Source organism: Shinella sedimenti, from assembly GCF_022601905.1.
GTDB classification, from domain to species: Bacteria; Pseudomonadota; Alphaproteobacteria; order Rhizobiales; family Rhizobiaceae; genus Shinella; species Shinella sedimenti.
The window spans coordinates 221027-238890 of the sequence record NZ_JAKVIN010000005.1 but is presented as its reverse complement, the minus strand read 5'-3'; the positions used below and the strand labels follow the sequence as shown (position 1 = coordinate 238890).

Annotated in this window: 15 protein-coding genes; 11 read left to right on the top strand and 4 right to left on the bottom strand. The window is 62.7% G+C overall.

What is annotated here, in order from left to right; all coding sequences use genetic code 11:
- The first annotated feature begins 53 nt into the window (after positions 1-53).
- The 5 genes from MKI86_RS13390 to MKI86_RS13370 all read left to right on the top strand — a co-directional run bounded on the left by MKI86_RS13390 (position 54) and on the right by MKI86_RS13370 (position 6830).
- Complete coding sequence (locus MKI86_RS13390; RefSeq protein ID WP_241601580.1) at positions 54-983, top strand: ABC transporter permease; 930 nt, start codon at positions 54-56, stop codon at positions 981-983.
- An 83-nt stretch (positions 984-1066) separates the two neighbouring features.
- Positions 1067-2095: a sugar ABC transporter substrate-binding protein gene (locus MKI86_RS13385; RefSeq protein ID WP_241601408.1), complete on the top strand. Its 1029-nt coding sequence runs from the start codon at positions 1067-1069 to the stop codon at positions 2093-2095.
- 60 nt (positions 2096-2155) lie between these two features.
- Positions 2156-4279, top strand: coding sequence for an ABC transporter permease (locus MKI86_RS13380; RefSeq protein WP_241601407.1), 2124 nt, complete (start codon positions 2156-2158; stop codon positions 4277-4279).
- Positions 4276-5346, top strand: coding sequence for an SMP-30/gluconolactonase/LRE family protein (locus MKI86_RS13375; protein WP_241601406.1), 1071 nt, complete (start codon positions 4276-4278; stop codon positions 5344-5346). Before MKI86_RS13380 ends, MKI86_RS13375 begins: the two co-directional genes overlap by 4 nt.
- The gene (locus tag MKI86_RS13370; protein ID WP_241601405.1) at positions 5343-6830 is read left to right on the top strand and encodes a sugar ABC transporter ATP-binding protein; all 1488 of its coding nucleotides are present in this window, start codon (positions 5343-5345) and stop codon (positions 6828-6830) included. The genes MKI86_RS13375 and MKI86_RS13370 overlap by 4 nt, the downstream gene beginning before the upstream one ends.
- Before the next feature lie 35 nt (positions 6831-6865).
- Here MKI86_RS13370 and MKI86_RS13365 read toward each other — a convergent pair whose 3' ends face one another.
- Positions 6866-8071, bottom strand: a complete 1206-nt coding sequence (locus MKI86_RS13365; RefSeq protein ID WP_241601404.1) for an ROK family transcriptional regulator — start codon at positions 8069-8071, stop codon at positions 6866-6868.
- A 199-nt stretch (positions 8072-8270) separates the two neighbouring features.
- Here MKI86_RS13365 and MKI86_RS13360 point away from each other — a divergent pair, with 199 nt between their 5' ends.
- The 6 genes from MKI86_RS13360 (at position 8271) to MKI86_RS13335 (ending at position 14313) form a co-directional block, all read left to right on the top strand.
- Positions 8271-9509, top strand: a complete 1239-nt coding sequence (locus MKI86_RS13360) for an extracellular solute-binding protein (protein ID WP_241601403.1) — start codon at positions 8271-8273, stop codon at positions 9507-9509.
- 70 nt (positions 9510-9579) lie between these two features.
- Positions 9580-10464: a carbohydrate ABC transporter permease gene (locus tag MKI86_RS13355; RefSeq protein ID WP_241601402.1), complete on the top strand. Its 885-nt coding sequence runs from the start codon at positions 9580-9582 to the stop codon at positions 10462-10464.
- Positions 10464-11309 carry a carbohydrate ABC transporter permease gene (locus tag MKI86_RS13350; RefSeq protein ID WP_241601401.1) on the top strand — a complete coding sequence of 282 codons (846 nt, stop codon included), beginning with the start codon at positions 10464-10466 and terminating at the stop codon, positions 11307-11309. The genes MKI86_RS13355 and MKI86_RS13350 overlap by 1 nt, the downstream gene beginning before the upstream one ends.
- A gap of 2 nt (positions 11310-11311) precedes the next feature.
- Entirely contained in the window at positions 11312-12328 is a 1017-nt protein-coding gene (locus MKI86_RS13345) for an SIS domain-containing protein (protein ID WP_370879967.1), read from the top strand.
- Positions 12329-13252 carry a PfkB family carbohydrate kinase gene (locus tag MKI86_RS13340; RefSeq protein WP_241601399.1) on the top strand — a complete coding sequence of 308 codons (924 nt, stop codon included), beginning with the start codon at positions 12329-12331 and terminating at the stop codon, positions 13250-13252.
- A complete protein-coding gene (locus MKI86_RS13335; RefSeq protein WP_241601398.1) occupies positions 13249-14313 on the top strand; it encodes an ABC transporter ATP-binding protein in 1065 nt (354 codons plus the stop codon). Before MKI86_RS13340 ends, MKI86_RS13335 begins: the two co-directional genes overlap by 4 nt.
- A gap of 15 nt (positions 14314-14328) precedes the next feature.
- Here the strand turns inward: MKI86_RS13335 and MKI86_RS13330 are convergent, their stop codons facing one another.
- From MKI86_RS13330 to coxB, 3 genes are read right to left on the bottom strand one after another with little or no spacing between them, the layout of a single operon-like run.
- Positions 14329-14646, bottom strand: a complete 318-nt coding sequence (locus MKI86_RS13330; RefSeq protein WP_241601397.1) for a hypothetical protein — start codon at positions 14644-14646, stop codon at positions 14329-14331.
- Positions 14643-17144: a cytochrome c oxidase subunit I gene (gene ctaD, locus MKI86_RS13325; RefSeq protein WP_241601396.1), complete on the bottom strand. Its 2502-nt coding sequence runs from the start codon at positions 17142-17144 to the stop codon at positions 14643-14645. The genes MKI86_RS13330 and ctaD overlap by 4 nt, the downstream gene beginning before the upstream one ends.
- Entirely contained in the window at positions 17141-17845 is a 705-nt protein-coding gene (gene coxB / locus MKI86_RS13320) for a cytochrome c oxidase subunit II (protein WP_241601395.1), read from the bottom strand. Before coxB ends, ctaD begins: the two co-directional genes overlap by 4 nt.
- Between the last annotated feature and the right edge of the window lie 19 nt (positions 17846-17864).

Below are 17864 nucleotides of genomic sequence, written 5' to 3'. Positions count from 1 at the left end.
CAAGCAACCGCCCGCTTTTGAGAATATTCACACAGGAAACCATCGTTCTCTTGATGGCGGTCGTGTTATTCGCCGGTTTCGCTGTGGCGCTCGACGGTTTCACCGCTCCAGCCAATCTGCTCAATATCGTGCGCAGCGTATCGGTGCTGGGCATCCTGGCGGCGGGCATGGGCATCGTCGTTATCGGGCGGGGCATCGATCTCTCGATGGTCTCCATCATGGTGGTGACGGTCGCTATCCAGCTTCAGCTGTTGCAGGCTGGATGGTCGCTCTGGTCGGCCACGGCGATTGTGGCTGTCATCACGGTCGGACTTGGCCTGATGAACGGTTTCATGGTGGCCTACGCCGGTGTTTCCGCGCTCTTTGCCACACTGGCCTCGAGCGCCTTCGTCTTCGGTTTCGTGCGCTCGCAGATTCTCACTCAGGATGTGATCTACATACCTGAGACGGCTGGATCGCTGCTGTGGCTCGGCAAGGCCCGTCTGTTCGACCTGCCGCTCGACGTCATCGTCTTTCTGGCGGTCGTGCTGATAGCGCTGGTTTTGCTGCGCTGGTCGCGGCCCGGTCGCTTTCTCTACCTGATGGGCGACAACTTCCAGGCTGCGCGCACAATGGGCATCCCCGTGCGTCCCCTGATCGTGGCATCCTTTGTCGCGAGCGCGGTGCTGGCATGGCTGGCGGGCATTGCCAGTGCGGTCAGCCTTCAAAGCATGAACACCCGGCTGGTCAATTCGGCCCTGCTCTATGACGTGGTTCTTGTCGTGGTGATCGGTGGCATCGGCCTGTCTGGCGGCAAAGGCGGTATGCGAAATGTGGTGGTCGGCGCGCTTCTCATCGGTATCCTGCTCAATGGAATGACAATTCTCAACCTCCCAAATATCCACCAGAACCTCATCAAGGCACTGATCCTGCTCGGCGCGATCATTCTCGATGGGCAACTCAACCCGCGCGACGAACAAACCAGTCAGCAGGGGGACATCTAGCCGGAGGGCGTAATGCCCTCCGTTCATGAAGATCGCAACAACCGCGGCCCGGAGAGGGGCGCATTCTCAGCGGAGACGTAAACATGAGCAGCCTGAAAAAGACATTCCGGGATATCGTTCTTGCAGGCGCTTGCCTTGCCGGTGCGGTCAGCGGTGCTTACGCGCAGGAAACCAACCCAGGCCCTGAAGCATACCGTTCGGCGCTGGAAGGCAAGCGCGTCGTCATGGTGCCGATGACCATGGGCTTCGACCTGGCTCAGGGCTGGAACCACTTCATCGGTGAGGAGGTCAAGCAGTTCGGTGGCATCTGGGAGACCCGTGATCCGAACTGGAGTGTCGACGCCGGCGCACAGGCCATCACCGACCTGATCTCTTCTGCCGAAAAGCCGGATGTGCTGATCGTCCAGACGCCGGACCTCAACTCCTACTCGCGTCTGTTCAAGCGTGCGCAGGAAGCCGGTATCTTCGTCGTGCAGGTCGACAACCCGTCGAACTACGCATCGGACGTGTTCGCCGGTTCTGACTGGAAGCGTCTCGGCGAGTTGGAGACGCAGGCGGTCATCGACCATTGCGGCGAAAACTCCTCCAAGAAGATCGCGGTCATCCAGGGTGACCAGGTCAATGCGTCGAGCCTCGACCAGTGGGCCGGTGTGCAGGCCGTTCTGGAGCGCAATCCGGGCTGGACGGTTGCCGGTACCGCCGATTCCAACTGGGATGCGACGACCGCGCGCAACGCGGCGGCAACCATCCTCCAGCAGCATCCCGATGTCTGCGGTATCGTCGATTTCTGGGATGCGACTGCGCAGGGTACGGCTTCGGCGATCCGCGACGCCGGCCTGAAGGACAAGATCTTCCTTGCAACGACGGGGTCCGGCGAAGCCATCGATTGCAAGCTGCTCGAAGACGGGACGTTCGGCGCTATCGTGACGAGCGAACTGCCGCGGCAGTCGCAGGACGTCGTGGCCGCGATCAAGATCCTGCTGCAGAGCGGCATCAAGCCCGGCGCCAGCAAGAACTACCTCTACACGCATGAAGTTGCCCGTACCAAGAAGGACCTGACGCCAAACACGTGCTGGAGCCAGGCCGCCATCGAGGCAGCCGCCAAGAAGTAACGATGACACGGAGGGGGCCGGCCAGCGGCCAGCCTCCTCCAGCCTACGGAAGCGGCACGCATGAACCTTCGCGAAAGACTAACCCGCCTGCGCTACAACAAGGTGCCCGATCACCTTTTGGGCGAACTTCTCTCGAAGAGCTGGGCCGACAATCTTGTGCCTTTCGTCTTCCTCGTCGTGGTGGTGGCGGCGTTCGGCATTCTGCTGCCGGGTTTCTTCGCGCCGTCGAGCCTGCTCGACACTACGCGCCAGCTCGGCGAGTTCCTGATCGTCGTGCTTGGCCTGACCGTCGTCATCATCGGCGGCGGCATCGATCTTTCAGTCGGCTCCATCTTCGCGTTGGGCGCGTTTGCGGCGCTCTGCGTCATCTATATCGCAGAGGGCCCCACTTGGCTCGCCTTTCTGGCTGCGCTTGGCGCGGGCGCGCTTTTCGGCGCATTGAATGGTTTCCTCGTCGGTTATCTCAGGCTTCGGGCCTTCCTGACCACGCTGGTTACTCTCATTATCGGGCGCTCGATCTATGATATCCTGATCACGACCTGGGGCACCCGCATCCAGAGTTCACCGGTGTGGAACGACACCTTCGATCACATCGGCACGGGGGCGATCTGGGGGCAGCCGATCAGCGCGCTGATTGCACTCGGTTTCGCGCTGGCTGCGCATATTGTCATGAGCCGCTCGCGCATTGGTTGGCATTTTACCGCGGTCGGTGGTGCGCGGCGCTCGGCCTTCAATGTGGGCATCAATGTCCGCCGGACGATCTTCCTCACCTATGTCGTCTCGGGCGCGGCCTGCGGCATTGCCGGCTTCCTGTTTGCCGCGCGTCTTTCCGGCGTGGGGCCGGGCACCGGGCTTGGACTGGAGCTGGCGGCGCTGACCGCTGCCGTCGTGGGTGGCAACAGCCTGGGTGGCGGCCGCGGCTCTATCGCCAAGGGCCTGATGGGCGCCATCATTGTTCTGTTGATCACCAATGGCTTGATCCGCATGGGGGCTGGCACCGGCACCAGCCAGCTCATTGTCGGCCTGTTGCTTGCCGCCGCGATCGTGCTTGATGTCCGCTGGCTGAAGAACAGGCACAAAGTGCTGTCAGAGGTCTATGTGGCCCCGCTCCACCACGCCATGCAGCCCGCGCAATCCGCCCTGCCGGGCTCCGGCACGGCCTATGCGCTGAACAACACGCTTGCCTCTGCTCAAGCGATTGCACTCGGCACGGTTGAAGGCCCTGAGGATGTCATTCTCGATGCCGCTGACAATCTCTACGCCGGCACCCGCCACGGCGAGATCGTGCGATGGTTTGCACCCGACTACACGCGCTCAGAGGTTTTCGCACATATTGGTGGGTTCCCGCTCGGGCTCGCGATGGCGCGGGATGGGGAAATCGTTTCCTGCGTGGGTGCGATGGGGCTTTACGGTGTAGCGAAGGATGGAAAGGTCAAAGAGCTTTCCACCGAAACGCAACGGTCGCTTCTTTCCGTCGTCGACGACGCGCGCCTGCGTGATCCGAACGACTGCGACATCGGCCCGGACGGGCGCATCTGGTTTACCGACTCCACCACGCGTTACGACGCGCATGACTGGGCGCTCGATTCCATCGAGAGCCGCCCGACCGGCCGGCTTCTCGTACACGATCCGAAGACCGGCAAGACGCGGACGGTGCTGAAGAATCTACGCTACGCCAACGGTGTCTGCCTCAGCCATGACGGCCAGTCGCTGCTGATTGCCGAAAGCTGGGCCTGCTCGGTGCACCGGTACTGGATTGCGGGGCCGAAGGAGGGGCAACTCGAACCCGTGATCCGCGATATGCCGGGCTATCCCGACAACATCAATCGCGCCTCCGACGGTACTTACTGGATGGCGTGGCTCGGCATGCGCACCCCGAGCTTCGACCTAGCCCTGCGTCATCCGGCGATGCGAAAGCGCATGACACGCAACCTGCCGCAGGATGACTGGCTTTTCCCCAACATCAACACGGGCGGTGTCGTGAAATTCGACGAGACCGGCGCCATTGTCGCGACACTAGGCGATCTTGGCGGGGCGGCGCACCCGATGGTGACCTCCATGCGCGAGCACAAAGGCTGGCTCTATATCGGCGGTATCCTGAACAACCGGATCGGCCGTATCCGCCTGCCGGATGCCGATCCGAACTGGACAAGCTGGAATTCCTACTGGGGAGGCCGGGCATGACGCTCCTCGACCGCTTGCTCGATCCGTTTCGCGGCGAGGCCATCACCATCCCGCCCTATGACGGCGCGTGGAAGCCGAATACGGATATCGAAACCGCCGCCCGTGTGGCAAGCCTGCCGGAGGCGGACAATCTCGTGCAGGATGCGGAAGGCGAAATCTGGCTGACGGCCGGCTATGCGCTCTACCGGCTCGACGCCCGGAACCCGACGCCGGTCGAGCGTTTCTCCTCGCCCGTGACGGCGCTTGCCGCCCCGCCGCGGGGCGGGCTTGCGATCGCGACGGCCGATGGCGGCCTTATGCTGCGGCGGAACGGTGAGACGCAGGATCTGCGTGCAGCTTTTCCCGCGGTCGTATCGGCCACGGCGCTTCTCGCGGGCGATGACAACACGCTCCTCGTCGCGCAGGGCTCGGCGCATTCCGCCGCGACCGATTGGGTGCAGGCCCTCATGCGCAAGCAGCGTGACGGCGCCATCTGGCGGCTGGACCTTTCCAGCGGCAAGGCAGAGCGCATCGCCGACGGACTTGCCTTCCCGGCCGGGCTGGCGCTTGACGAAAACGGTGCGCCGGTGGTGGCGGAGGCATTCGCCCACCGCATCATCAGCCTGGCCGGCGCGCGTGCGCGCACGGTTCTCGACCGTATTCCCGGCTATCCCGGCCGATTGGCACCGGCGCATGATGGCGGCTGGTGGTTGGCGGTCTTTGCGCCGCGCAACCGGCTCATCGAACTCGTGTTGCGCGAAGACCGGTTCCGCGCCGACATGATTGCCACCGTGCCGCAGGATTACTGGATCGCGCCTGCGCTACGATCAGGCGAAAGCTTCCTCGAACCGTTGCAGCGCGGCGGGGTTCGTACCATGGGCGTACGCAAACCCTGGGCGCCGGCGCGGTCTTATGGTCTCGTCGCAAGGCTGGACGCGCAGTTCCAGCCGGTCGGGAGCCATCATTCGCGCGCCGACGGGCATCGTCATGGTGCGGTCTCGGTTCTGGACTTGCCAAATGCCCGACTGGTGGCCTTCAAGGGGGCGGGCGAGATCGTCGATATCCGCAAGCGGGAGCCTCTGGCATGACAAGCATCCTCCAGGCACGCGCGCTGACCAAGGCTTTCCACGGCAATGTGGCGGTCGATGCTGTTGACTTTGACCTGCACGCCGGCGAGGTTCACGCGCTCCTTGGCGAGAACGGGGCTGGGAAGTCGACCTTCAGCAAGCTGCTCGCCGGCGTCTATCCGCCTGAAGGCGGGGAAATCCTCTATCTTGGAAAACCGTTGCACGCGGATGGGCCGGCTGAGATGCTGCGTCGCGGTATCGCCATGGTCTACCAGGAGACGAGTCTCGTGCCATCGATGACCGTGGCGCAGAACCTGTTTCTGGGGCACGAGAAGGCCTTCAACCGCTTGCGGGGCATCACGATCGCCGCCCAGCAGTTCCTGCAATCCCTGAATTTCACCGTAGATCCGACGGCGCTGGTCTCCAGCCTCGGGGCCGCAAAACGGCAAATGGTGGAGATTGCGCGTGCCGTGAGGCTGAATGCAAAGGTTATCATCTTCGACGAGCCGACCGCGACGCTTACACCCGAGGAGCGCCGGCATTTCTTCTCGCTGATCAATCGCCTTCGCTCCCGCGGCGTCGCCATCATCTTCATCACGCACGCGCTGGAGGAAGCGCTGCAGATGTCCGACCGCATCACTGTCATGCGCGACGGGAAGCGTGTGCTGACGGAAAATGCCAGCGATCTCACGCAGGGGCGTATTGTCCAGGCCATGGTGGGCCGCGAGCTCGAAACGGAGTTTTCACCGCGAAGCGAAACGCGTCCGGCTGGAAAACGCGTGCTTTCGGTCGAGGACGTGTCGATGGGGACGCTTGTGCGCAACACGTCCTTCTCGGTCTTTGCGGGACAGGTGACCGGCCTTTTCGGCCTTGTCGGCTCCGGTCGCACCGAGACGGCGAAGATCATCGCGGGTGTCTTCAAGCGTGATTTCCTGCGAGGCGGGGCCATCGCCTATGAAGGCAGGCCGGTGCGCTATGCGACGCCCGGTCCGGCCGTCGCGGACGGGATTGTCTACGTCACGGAGGATCGAAAGCTTGAAGGCTTCTTCGAGAACATGTCGATTGCCGAAAATCTTTATGCGGGCCTTCTGGCAGCCGGTCTCAACCGTTTTCCCTTTGTCTCCATCGCCGAGATGAAGTCGCTGGCGGAGGTGTGGACGGACAAGCTTGCGATCCGCTCGATCGGCGGCGAAGCGCGTGTCGTCGAGCTTTCCGGGGGCAACCAGCAGAAAGTGGTTATAGGCAAGGCGCTCATCCAGAAGCCGCGTCTCATCATCTTCGATGAGCCGACGCGAGGTGTCGATGTCGGCGCGGTAGCTGAGATCCATGCGTTGATCCAGCGGCTTGCCGACGAAGGGCTCGCCGTCGTCGTCATCTCGTCCTACCTTCCCGAAATTCTCGCCCTATCCGACCGCATCCTCGTCGCGCGCCAGGGGCGGGTCGTGGAAGAGTTCTCACCGATGGACGCCTCCAGCGAGGACATCATGTACGCCGCGGTGCACTGAAGCGAGCGGAAAGCTGCCGGATATAAGGGCAGCGTTCAGGGGGCTTCCTTCAGGATCGCGGAAAAGAGCGGGTCGAATGCGCGCCGGATGGGGGCAGCTGCGGCGCCGAGCGCGACGGCCCAGGGATCGATCATGCCGAGCTGGACGCGCGGTATGGTTCGGCCGGGGCGTTCGGCAATCGACGGCAGAGGGGGGTGCATCGACTCGAACAGCCTTCGTGAGAGAGCCGGCGGCGCGCTGCCATTCAGGATGACGGTCTCGGGGTCGAAGATCGTCTCGACCATGTGAACGGCCTGCCGAAAATCGGCGCCAGCACCCTCAAGCCATTGGCGGATGCGCGGATCGTCTGCAAGCGTCAGCCGCTCGACCTCGTCATAGGCGTCGGTCGTTGCGGTGCCAAGGCCGAGATGCTGAAGCAGGGAAGCGAAGGAGGATCGGTGCTCGAATGGGGCGACCGTGCCACCCCGCGAGAAGAGAACCATGCCGATCTCGCCTGCATTGCGGTTGCTGCCCGTGTAGATCTCGCCGCCGAGAATGAGGCCGGCGCCGATGCCATAGCCGAAATAGAGACAGACGGCGTGGTCAAGGCCATCCGCTACGCCGTTCATGCGTTCGGCGGTCGCACAGGCGGTCGCGTCGTTCTGCAGGGTCGTCTCGAGACCGGTGCCTGCGGCCAGTGTTTCTAGCAGGGGAAAGGACTGCCACTTCGCCATCATCCAGGGGTCGTCACCGGAGGGCTTCAGCCCATAGGGTCCGGGCATGGCGATGCCGAGACCGGTGAGGCGCTGCGTAGACATAGGGATACGGTCGGCAAGATCGCGCCGGACCTGTCCGATGTGATGGAGGATCACCTTACTGCCTTCCTCAGGCTCGCCGGGCGGAAGGTTCGCAACGGCACGAGCCACCTCTTGGCCCAGGAAATCGACAGCCACGATCCGTGTGAGTTCCCGATCGATCTGAACGCCGAGCGCAAAGGCGCCCTCGGGAACCAGCCTGTAGGGCGTGGAAGGTTGGCCGCGGCCGCCGCGCACAACATCTTCCGATGCCACGAGCCCGTCTGCTTCTAGGCTTTCGATGAGGTTGGAGACGGTCTGTTTGGTCAAGTGTGTGGCGCGGGCGAGAGCGGCGCGCGACAGCGGACCATTGACGCGGATGGCCTCGATGAGCACGCGCCGGTTATGCGCGCTTGTGCCCTCCTGATTGGTCCCGCTTCTGGCGCGGATCGTCCGCAGTTCGTTCATCGACGATTCCCTCTTGACACCATTTGGATATTACACAAGACTTAAGTCAATACATTTGACTTAATAAGGAACCGAAGAGTTCCGGGGAACAAGGGGCGAGGCGATGCCGCGCCCAGAGCGATCCGGCGAAAGCCATAAGGCGCAGTGAGCACGCGTGCCCAAGGGCACGTCGGGATTCAAAACCAAACTGGAGGCAGGCATGTTGAAATCGATGAAGAAGACCCTGTTGTATGCAGCGCTGGTCGCGGCCGTTTCGGCTCCGCACGCGTTCGCCGAAACGACACTCAACGCGCTGTTCATGGCGCAGGCCGCTTATAGCGAGGCGGATGTCCGCGCCATGACCGACGCCTTCACGAAGGCCAATCCCGATATCAAGGTGAACCTCGAATTCGTTCCTTATGAGGGCCTGCACGATAAGACCGTGCTGGCACAGGGTTCCGGCAGCGGTTACGACGTCGTTCTGTTCGACGTGATCTGGCCTGCGGAATATGCCACCAACAACGTTCTGGTTGATGTGACCGGCCGTGTGACCGACGAGATGAAGAAGGGGGTGTTGCCGGGCGCCTGGACGACCGTCAACTACGACGGAAAGTCCTACGGCATGCCGTGGATTCTCGACACCAAATACCTGTTCTACAACAAGGAAATCCTGGAAAAGGCCGGCATCAAGACACCGCCGAAGACCTGGGAGGAGCTGTCCGAGCAGGCGAAGATCATCAAGGATAAGGGCCTGCTTGCAACACCCATCGCCTGGAGTTGGGCGCAGGCGGAAGCCGTGATCTGCGATTACACCACGCTGGTCAGCGCCTATGGTGGCGAATTCCTGAAGGATGGCAAGCCGGCCTTCGGTGAAGGCGGCGGCCTCGACGCACTGAGATACATGGTCGACAGTTACAAGTCGGGCCTCACCAACCCGAACTCCAAGGAATTCCTGGAGGAGGATGTCCGCAACGTCTTCCAGAACGGCGAGGCGGCTTTCGCGCTCAACTGGACCTACATGTACAACATGGCCAATGGCGGCAAGGACAGCAAGGTAGCCGGCAAGGTCGGCATCGTTCCCGCGCCGGGCGTCGAGGGCAAGAGCGAGGTTTCGGCCGTCAACGGTTCGATGGGCCTCGGCATCACGTCCACGAGCCAGCATCAGGAAGAAGCCTGGAAGTACATCGTGCACATGACCTCGCAGGAAACGCAGAATGCCTATGCGAAGCTGAGCCTGCCGATCTGGGCATCGTCCTATGAGGATCCGGCCGTGACTGCCGGCCAGGAAGAGCTGATCGCTGCCGCCAAGCTTGGCCTTGCAGCCATGTATCCGCGGCCGACGACACCGAAGTATCAGGAGCTTTCCACGGCCCTTCAGCAGGGCATACAGGAAGCGCTGCTCGATCAGGCAACGCCTGAAGACGCGCTGAAATCCGCCGCCGAAAACAGCGGGCTCTGATCCCGAGCGCTTGCGGGTGGCTTCGGCCACCCGCACAGTATTGCCCCCGACAAGCGACGAAGAAGACGTGATGTCCAGCACCTGGATGACGACCCGGGCATGGCTTCTCATGCTGCCCCTTCTGATCATCATGACCGCCGTCATCGGCTGGCCGATGATCGATACCGTCAGGCTTTCCTTTACCGGCGCCAAGCTTGTCGGGACGGGAGGCGCCTTCGTCGGGTTCGACAACTACGTCAAGATGTTGTCGAGCAACAATTTCCAGCGCGCGCTCTTTGCCACGACGTGGTTTGCCGTCATCTCGGTCACCGCCGAAATGGTGATCGGTGTCCTCGCTGCCCTTCTCCTCAACCAGCAATTCTACGGCCGCGCCGTGCTGCGCGCGCTGCTGATCCTGCCCTGGGCGCTGCCGACCGTCGTCAACGCCACGCTGTGGCGGCTGATCTACAATCCCGAATACGGCGCGCTGAATTCCGCGCTCACGCAGATCGGGCTGCTCGACAGCTATCGTTCCTGGCTGGGTGAGCCGGGCACGGCCATGACCGCGCTGATCGTCGCGGATTGCTGGAAGAACTTTCCGCTTGTGGCGCTCATCGCGCTTGCCGCGCTTCAGGCGGTGCCGCGTGACATCACGGCCGCATCGCTTGTCGATGGCGCGGGACCCTTCGCCCGCTTCCGTTTCGTCATCCTGCCCTATCTTGCGGGCCCGCTGATGGTGGCGCTGGTTTTGCGCACGATCGAGGCCTTCAAGGTGTTCGACATCATCTGGGTGATGACGCGCGGCGGCCCGGCCAATTCGACGCGGACCTTGTCGATTCTCGTCTATCAGGAAGCCTTCTCCTTCCAGCGCGCAGGCTCCGGGGCGTCGCTTGCTCTGGTCGTCACGCTTATCGTGACGGTGCTCGCGGTCGGCTATGGCATGCTGGTGCGTCGCACGGCGGGGAGTGCCGCCTGATGGAACGCCGCAGCCTTCTCGTCTCCGTCTTTATTTATGCCGCGGCGCTGCTTCTCGCCGTCGTCATCGTCGCGCCGGTGTTCTGGCTCTTCGTGATGAGCATCTCGCCGGCCGCGGATCTCGTTGCCCGACCGCTCAATTGGTGGCCGAGCGCGGTCGATTTCTCGCGTTACGCGACATTGCTTTCAAGCATTCCCAATAGTGCGGGCGCCAACTTTGTTGCCTCGCTGGTCAACAGCGTCCTCGTCGCCGGCATGGCGACGCTCGCGGCTATTGCGCTTGCGGTGCCGGCCGGATGGGCCGTTTCGCGCACGCCCTCCATCAGTTGGTCGCTGTCGCTCGTGATCGCCACCTACATGCTGCCGCCGGTCGCCCTTGCGGTTCCACTCTACATGGCACTGGCGGCTCTCGGGCTGCTGAACTCCGTCTTTGGGCTGGCGCTGGTCTATCTTACCATTCTGGCGCCCTTCACGACGTGGCTCATGAAGTCCGGTTTCGACGGTATTCCCCGCGAGATCGAGCAGGCGGCGATGATGGATGGCGCTAGCCTGTTTGCGACCTTGCGCATCATCACGCTGCCGCTTGCCATGCCCATCGTTGCGACCTCGGCGCTCTTTGCCTTCCTGCTGGCCTGGGACGAGTTCTTTTATGCGCTGCTGTTCACCTCGGACCAGCGCGCCCGAACCCTGACGGTGGCTATCGCCGAACTCGCGGGTGGCAGGGTTTCCGACTACGGGCTGATCGCGACGGCCGGCGTGCTTGCCGCGCTGCCGCCCGTCCTTGTCGGCCTCATCATGCAACGGGCCCTGATTTCGGGCCTCACCAGCGGCGGTGTGAAAGGATGATCATGACCGAGACGACAAATCGGCCGAAGGGGCTCCAGGCAATCGATCGGGAGATGGCGCGCCAGCATGCCGATGCCATTGCCTCCTTCCGCACCAATGGCGAGACGGCCGAGAAGGCCGCCGCCAGCCTGAAGCGGACCGGCAAACTTCTGCTGCTCGGCATGGGCGGTTCGCATGCCGTCGGCCGTGCCGTCGAGCCGCTCTACCGCGCCCTTGGTATCGACGCCATTGCCGTCCCCCTGTCCGAGCAGCTTTCCGCACCGCTGTCCCTGGATGGGAGGACAGTCTTCATCACCTCCCAGTCCGGTGAAAGCGCGGAAGTGCTGCGCTGGTTTGCGGAGACGGGCGGCAATGCGGAGACCTTTGGCTTCACACTTGAAAGCGCCTCTTTTCTAGGCCGCAGTGCACCTTGCCTCGTCGGGCAGGGGGGTACGGAGCAGGCCTTCGCCGCAACACGCAGCCTTACCATCAGCTTTGCGCTGCATCTTGCCATTTTGGCAGCGCTGGGCGAGGACGTTTCAACTGCGCTCGCAGCCCTTGACACGCCCCTGGCGCCGCCGATTGATGAGGCTGTTGCCACCCTTTCGGATGTGCAATCGGTCGTGACATCCGGCCGCCGATTGCAGGGCATGGCCGAAGCCATCGCGCTTGGCTTTGCGGAACTCTCCCGGGTACCAAGCTTCTCGCTGGAGGGCGGGCAGTTGCGCCACGGGCCCATGGAGATGCTTTCTCCCGAGATGGGCGTCATCCTCTTCCGCGGTGACGACGAGACCGCCGATCTGGTGACCGCGATGGCGGTTTCCGTTGCCGGTACCGGCGCCAAACTCGTGATGTTCGATTGCTCCGGCCGGCCACCGGTTGCGGGCGCCTCGACGATTGCCTTCCCGGCATCGAACGGCCTTGCCGCGATCTTCACGATGCTGCCGACAGCGCAGCGCCTCATGATCGCTTTCGCTGAAGCACGCGTTCCCGACGCGGGAACGCCGGTGCGGTCAACCAAGATTACCCGGAGTGAATGAGTGAGGCCGCTCGCCGTCATCGGAAACGTCAATGTCGACCTCATCATGGGGCCGGCCGCGCCTTGGCCGCAGCCGGGTACCGAGGTCATCGTCGATCACGACGAACTGCGGGTCGGCGGTTCGGCCGGCAATACGGCGCTGGCGTGGATGGCACTCGGCACACCGTTCGAGATCGCCGCCAGCATCGGTTGTGATCAGTTTGGGTCTTGGCTTGCTGCAAGCTTCGGCGACCACGCGCGGCATTGGCCGGTACATGGCGAAAGCACCACGCTGTCCGTCGGCATCACCCATCCGGATGGCGAGCGAACCTTCTTCACGACGCGTGGCCACCTGCCGCTGTTCAGCCTGGAGGATGTCTTCGCGGTGCTCGACGGTGAACGCCTTCGCGGCGGCATTGCCCTTCTTTGCGGCTCCTTCCTCACCGACAAGCTGGTCGAGGATTACGACCGCCTGTTCGATTGGGCGGACCGCCACGATATCTGCGTGGCGCTGGATACCGGTTGGCCGCTGGAGGGCTGGACCGATGCTAACAGGCGCGATGCAGCGTCATGGCTGTCGCGCTGCCGGATTGCGCTTCTCAATGAAGTGGAGACGACGAACCTCGCCGGTGTTTCCGATCCCGTGGAAGCCGGTCACGTCTTGCGTCGGGGCATGTCTGCCGGTGGTCTTGTCGTTGTGAAGTGCGGCCCAAGGGGCGCGATCGCCATTGAAGGCGACGGAACAGTCACCCGTGTGGATGCGCCGCGCGTGGCCGTGGTCGATACGATTGGCGCCGGCGACGTCTTCAATGCGGCCTTTCTCGCTGCTTATGCGGAGGGCAAGGGCGTGAAGGCGAGCCTCGAAGCAGGAACGGGCGTCGCATCGCGCGCCATTTCGACCCATCCGCGACGTTACGAAGCGCCCCAGCAGAAAGCCATGGCATGAGCACTCTGACCATCGACGCTATCCGCAAGAGCTACGGTCCGGTCGAAACGCTGAAGGGCATCGACATAGCGCTGGAGAGCGGAGAGTTCCTCGTTCTGCTCGGCGCGTCCGGTTGTGGAAAGTCCACCCTGCTCAATATCATCGCAGGCCTCGGTGAACCGACCAGCGGAGACGTGCGTATCGATGAGCGCTCGATCATCGGAGTGCATCCGAAGGACCGGGACATCGCCATGGTCTTTCAGTCATACGCGCTCTATCCCAATCTGACCGTGCACCGAAACATCGGCTTCGGGCTTGAAATGCGCAAGGTCGACAAGACTGTTCGAGACAAGGCGGTCTTGGAGGCTGCAACACTGCTGCAGATCGAAAACCTGCTGGATCGCAAGCCCGCTCAGCTTTCGGGCGGCCAGCGTCAGCGGGTCGCCATCGGCCGCGCTTTGGTGCGCAACCCGAAGGTCTTTCTGTTCGACGAACCGCTGTCGAACCTCGACGCGAAGCTGCGTCTGGAAATGCGCACCGAGCTGAAGCGCCTGCATCAACTGACGAAGACGACAGTCGTTTATGTGACGCATGATCAGATCGAGGCGATGACGCTCGCGACGCGCATTGCCGTCATGCGCAATGGACGCATCGAGCAACTCGATACGCCCGAAAACATCTACAACCGCCCGGCCACGCTTTATGTCGCGACCTTTGTCGGCGCTCTACCCATGAACCTGCTGGCCGGGACGATGGGAGAAAATGGTGTGACGATCGATGGGACAAGCGCGACGGTTGCTGTTCCAGGGCTGGAAGCCATCGCGCCGGGCCGTCGCGTCACACTCGGCATCCGTCCGGAAGCGATCGGCAAATCGCGCGAGCCCTTGTTCCGCGACGCGCGCTGCGAGGTTGCCGAGCTGACCGGCCCGGAGCTCGTCGTCACCGCGCGGATCGGCGATCAGCGTGTCGTGGCGGCCATGCCGGCGGATGCGGGCATAAAAGCCGGGGACGCAATCACCATCCATGCCGATGCCTCTGCCTTTCATGTCTTCGACGCCGAAACGGAGCAGCGCCTCAACTGACCGATTTCTCTCAGGTCACGCGCACAGGCGCAGCCATACCACGCCGGCAAAACACATCGTGGCGAGAATTGCGGCGCCGTTCGCCAGGACTCCGATCTTCGCCAGCGAAGAGGTCGAGCCATCCCGGTGTGCCTTCGCGGTAAGCCAGAAAAGCACAAGGACGATGGCCGCTGTTGCGATGATCAGCAGCAGGCGTAGCAGTGAGATCGGGCCGAGCATCTGCTCGTTCCAACCGGCCCGGCACCCTGTCGCTTGAACGGCGTAGAGAAACAGAAAGCCGCCCGCCCAGCCGATCCAGGCGATCAGGATACCGAGCAACGCACGTCCGCTCATGGGCCGGCCCCTCCGGCGAGAAGATTGATGACCAGAGGGAATGCCAAGGCGATCAGGCCTGTGGTCAGCGTGAACAGGTGCCATTGGCGGCCAAGCCGCAAGTCGAGATCCCTGCGGACGGAGACATATCCGCTTCTGACGCGCCAGAGACAGAACAGCGACAGGATAAGCCCGACGAAAATATGCAGGATCGCATAGGTCTTGACCGCAAAGATGCTGGCCATGGCCGCATGCTGCGTCGCCTCGCCGTGGGTGTTGATGAGGAAGTAGCCGAGAGCCAGGAGGGCGACGCCATAGGCAAGCGCGACGATGCAGAGGTTTCTTTCGGTTCGGCCCGTGAAGGTTGCTCGCCCGAAACCCGCTGCCACGACAAGCGCGGCTGCCGCAATCAGAGACGTAGTGACATCGATGGGAATTGCGCTCTCCGGGGGCCAGTTCGGGGCTGACAGCCATAGAAAGAGCGAACCGAAGAGCAACGACGCGAAGAGCGTTGCATCGGCGGTCAGGGTGAATGCCATCGCCCAATAGGATGGAGGCTGCTCGGTCTGGTAGTGATGCGGCAGGTTGGTACCGTGACCGACAGGGAGGTCGGCCAGATCCGATTTCAGGCCGCAATCGCGGGTCCATAGCAGGAAGAGCGCCGCGACGATCAGGAGTGCAATGGGCGCAAGCCAATAGAGTTTCACGAGGAGAAGCGCAAAGAAGCTGCCGGTCGCGATTGCCGTCAGCAAGGGAAGGCCGGTTCTCTTCGGCAAGACGACGACCTGCTCTGGCTTTCCCGTCACCATGTCGACGCCAATCACCTCCATCCAGCCGTGACGTGTTGCGCCAAGATAGCCTTGTCCCGAAGCCAGCACTGGCCCGAGACGGTCCGGATCGAGCTGGTCGGCGCGCGCCGAGATTTCGGGCAGCGACGCGAAGGCATAGGCAGTCGGAGGCGTTGGCATAGCCCATTCCAGCGTGCCGGCTTGCCACGGATTGCGGCGGAAGGGCTTTCCGAAGACGGCAAGCAGCAACAGGTCGAGCGCGACAAGGGCGAAACCCGTTGTCATGATGAAGCCGCCCATCGAGGAGATGAAGTTGAGCGTTTCCCAGCCCGCCTCCGGAGGATAGGTCGAAATGCGCCGCGGCATGCCGCGCAGACCCGTCAGGTGCATGGCGAAAAAGGTCAGGTTGAAGCCGATGAAGATCATCCAGAAGGCGGCATGCGAAAGATGCTGCACGGCCTGCCGGCCGAAGATGTGGGGTAGCCAGTAATAGGCTGCGGCGAGCATGGGGAAGACGAAGCCGCCGACCAGCACATAGTGGAGATGGGCGACGACGAAATGCGTATCATGCGCCTGCCAGTCGAACGGCACCATCGCAAGCATGACGCCAGTCAGCCCACCCAACACGAAGACGAACATGAAGCCGAATATATGAAGCATCGGCACCGAAAGTCGCGGCTTGCCATGGGCGAGCGTGGCAAGCCAGGCAAAAATCTGCACGCCGGTTGGAACCGCCGCCAGCCCGCTGGCGGCCGAGAAGAAGGAGAGAGCGACATGGGGAATGCCGACCGTATACATGTGGTGGACCCAAAGCCCGAAGGAGAGGAATGCGAGCGCGATGACCGCTGCCACGACGATCTCGTAGCCTTCGAGCGGGCGACGCGCGAGCGTTGGAATGATCGTCGAGAGTGCGCCGGCCGCCGGCAGGAAGATGATATAGACTTCGGGATGGCCGAACAGCCAGAAGAGGTGTTGCCACAGCAGTGGATCGCCACCGCGGGTCGGATCGAAGAACGGAAGGCCGAAGGCCCGCTCCGCTTCCAGCAGGATCGAGCCGAGAATGAGCGGCGGGAAGCCGATCAGCATCATGCCGGCGACGATCAGCATGTACCAGGCGAATATCGGCATCCGCGTCAAGGACATGCCCGGTGCGCGAAGCTTTAGCACCGAAACGAGGATCTCAACCGCCGCGGAAAGCGCCGAAATCTCGACGAAAGTAATGCCGAGCAGCCAGACATCGGCATTGACGCCGGGCGAATAGGTCGATGACGACAGCGGCGTGTACATGAACCAGCCGCCGTCGGGCGCGACGCCCGTAACGAGCGCGCCGACGAGAAAGGTCCCGCCGAACAGGTAACACCAGTAGCCGTAAGCGGACATGCGCGGGAAAGCGAGATCGCGGCTTCCCAGCATCTTCGGCAGGAGATACATCGCGAGCCCCTCGAAGAAGGGGATGGCGAAGAGGAACATCATCACCACGCCATGCATGGTGAAGACCTGTGCATAGGTGGCTGCGTCGAGGAAGGCGCTTTGGGTTGTGGCGAGCTGCGTGCGGATGAGCATGGCCAGTATGCCGCCGATGGCGAAGAAGACCAGCGCGGTCAGCATGAAGCGCTTGCCGATGACGGTATGGTTGACAGCTTGCAGGCGGCCCCATCCGGGCGGCGTGCCCCATATTTCCGTCAGTTCACGATGAAGGCGCAGCGCCGATTTCCGGGGGGCTTGCGTCATGGGGCGGGCTCCTGCGCTTCGGGCAGACCGGCCAGAACGGCTTCGAAATCCTTTTGTGTATGGGCATGCACCTCGAAGGACATGCCATCGTGACCAGTTCCGCAATATTCCGAACAGACGCCGCCATAGATGCCGGGACGGTCTGCGAGAATGCGTATTGTGGCGGCGTGGCCGGGGATTGCGTCGATCTTGCCTCCGAGGCGGGGCGCCCAGAAGCTGTGGATCACATCATTGCTGGTCGCCGTCACCACGACCGTCCTGCCTGCCGGGATGTGAAGGATGCCCTGGCTTGTCCGCACACCTTCGGCATAGCGGAAGTCCCAGCGCCACATGCTGCCGCGCGCCTCGACGTTGAAGGGTTCGCCACCGATCCCGAGATTTAGGATATACTCGCCGCGCATCAGTCCATGGCCGATCAGCGCGACCAGTGTCACGAGCGGAAAGGCGATTCCACCTAGCCAGATCCAGCGGGAAGGCGATACCCGACGTCCGGTTCCCGGCCGGAAGACGACAAGCAAGAAAAGTGCAAGGACAAGCAGGAAGATTACCGCCGAGCCAGCCAACATCAGCCACCAGAGGTTTGCGATAGCGCCGGCGAAGGGACCTGCCGGATCAAGCGCGGAGAGATCACCCGTGCAGCCGGTGAGCAGAAGCGGGGACGAAAATACGAGGACGCCGCGGAACCCGACTGCTCGTCGCACGGTTATCGGCGGGAAGGGA

Coding starts and splice junctions, on each gene's coding strand:
- MKI86_RS13390 (WP_241601580.1), top strand. CDS start 54: ATGGCGGTCGTGTTATTCGCCGGTTTCGCTGTGGCGCTCGACGGTTTC.
- MKI86_RS13385 (WP_241601408.1), top strand. CDS start 1,067: ATGAGCAGCCTGAAAAAGACATTCCGGGATATCGTTCTTGCAGGCGCT.
- MKI86_RS13380 (WP_241601407.1), top strand. CDS start 2,156: ATGAACCTTCGCGAAAGACTAACCCGCCTGCGCTACAACAAGGTGCCC.
- MKI86_RS13375 (WP_241601406.1), top strand. CDS start 4,276: ATGACGCTCCTCGACCGCTTGCTCGATCCGTTTCGCGGCGAGGCCATC.
- MKI86_RS13370 (WP_241601405.1), top strand. CDS start 5,343: ATGACAAGCATCCTCCAGGCACGCGCGCTGACCAAGGCTTTCCACGGC.
- MKI86_RS13365 (WP_241601404.1), bottom strand. CDS start 8,071: ATGAACGAACTGCGGACGATCCGCGCCAGAAGCGGGACCAATCAGGAG.
- MKI86_RS13360 (WP_241601403.1), top strand. CDS start 8,271: ATGTTGAAATCGATGAAGAAGACCCTGTTGTATGCAGCGCTGGTCGCG.
- MKI86_RS13355 (WP_241601402.1), top strand. CDS start 9,580: ATGTCCAGCACCTGGATGACGACCCGGGCATGGCTTCTCATGCTGCCC.
- MKI86_RS13350 (WP_241601401.1), top strand. CDS start 10,464: ATGGAACGCCGCAGCCTTCTCGTCTCCGTCTTTATTTATGCCGCGGCG.
- MKI86_RS13345 (WP_370879967.1), top strand. CDS start 11,312: ATGACCGAGACGACAAATCGGCCGAAGGGGCTCCAGGCAATCGATCGG.
- MKI86_RS13335 (WP_241601398.1), top strand. CDS start 13,249: ATGAGCACTCTGACCATCGACGCTATCCGCAAGAGCTACGGTCCGGTC.
- MKI86_RS13330 (WP_241601397.1), bottom strand. CDS start 14,646: ATGAGCGGACGTGCGTTGCTCGGTATCCTGATCGCCTGGATCGGCTGG.
- ctaD (WP_241601396.1), bottom strand. CDS start 17,144: ATGACGCAAGCCCCCCGGAAATCGGCGCTGCGCCTTCATCGTGAACTG.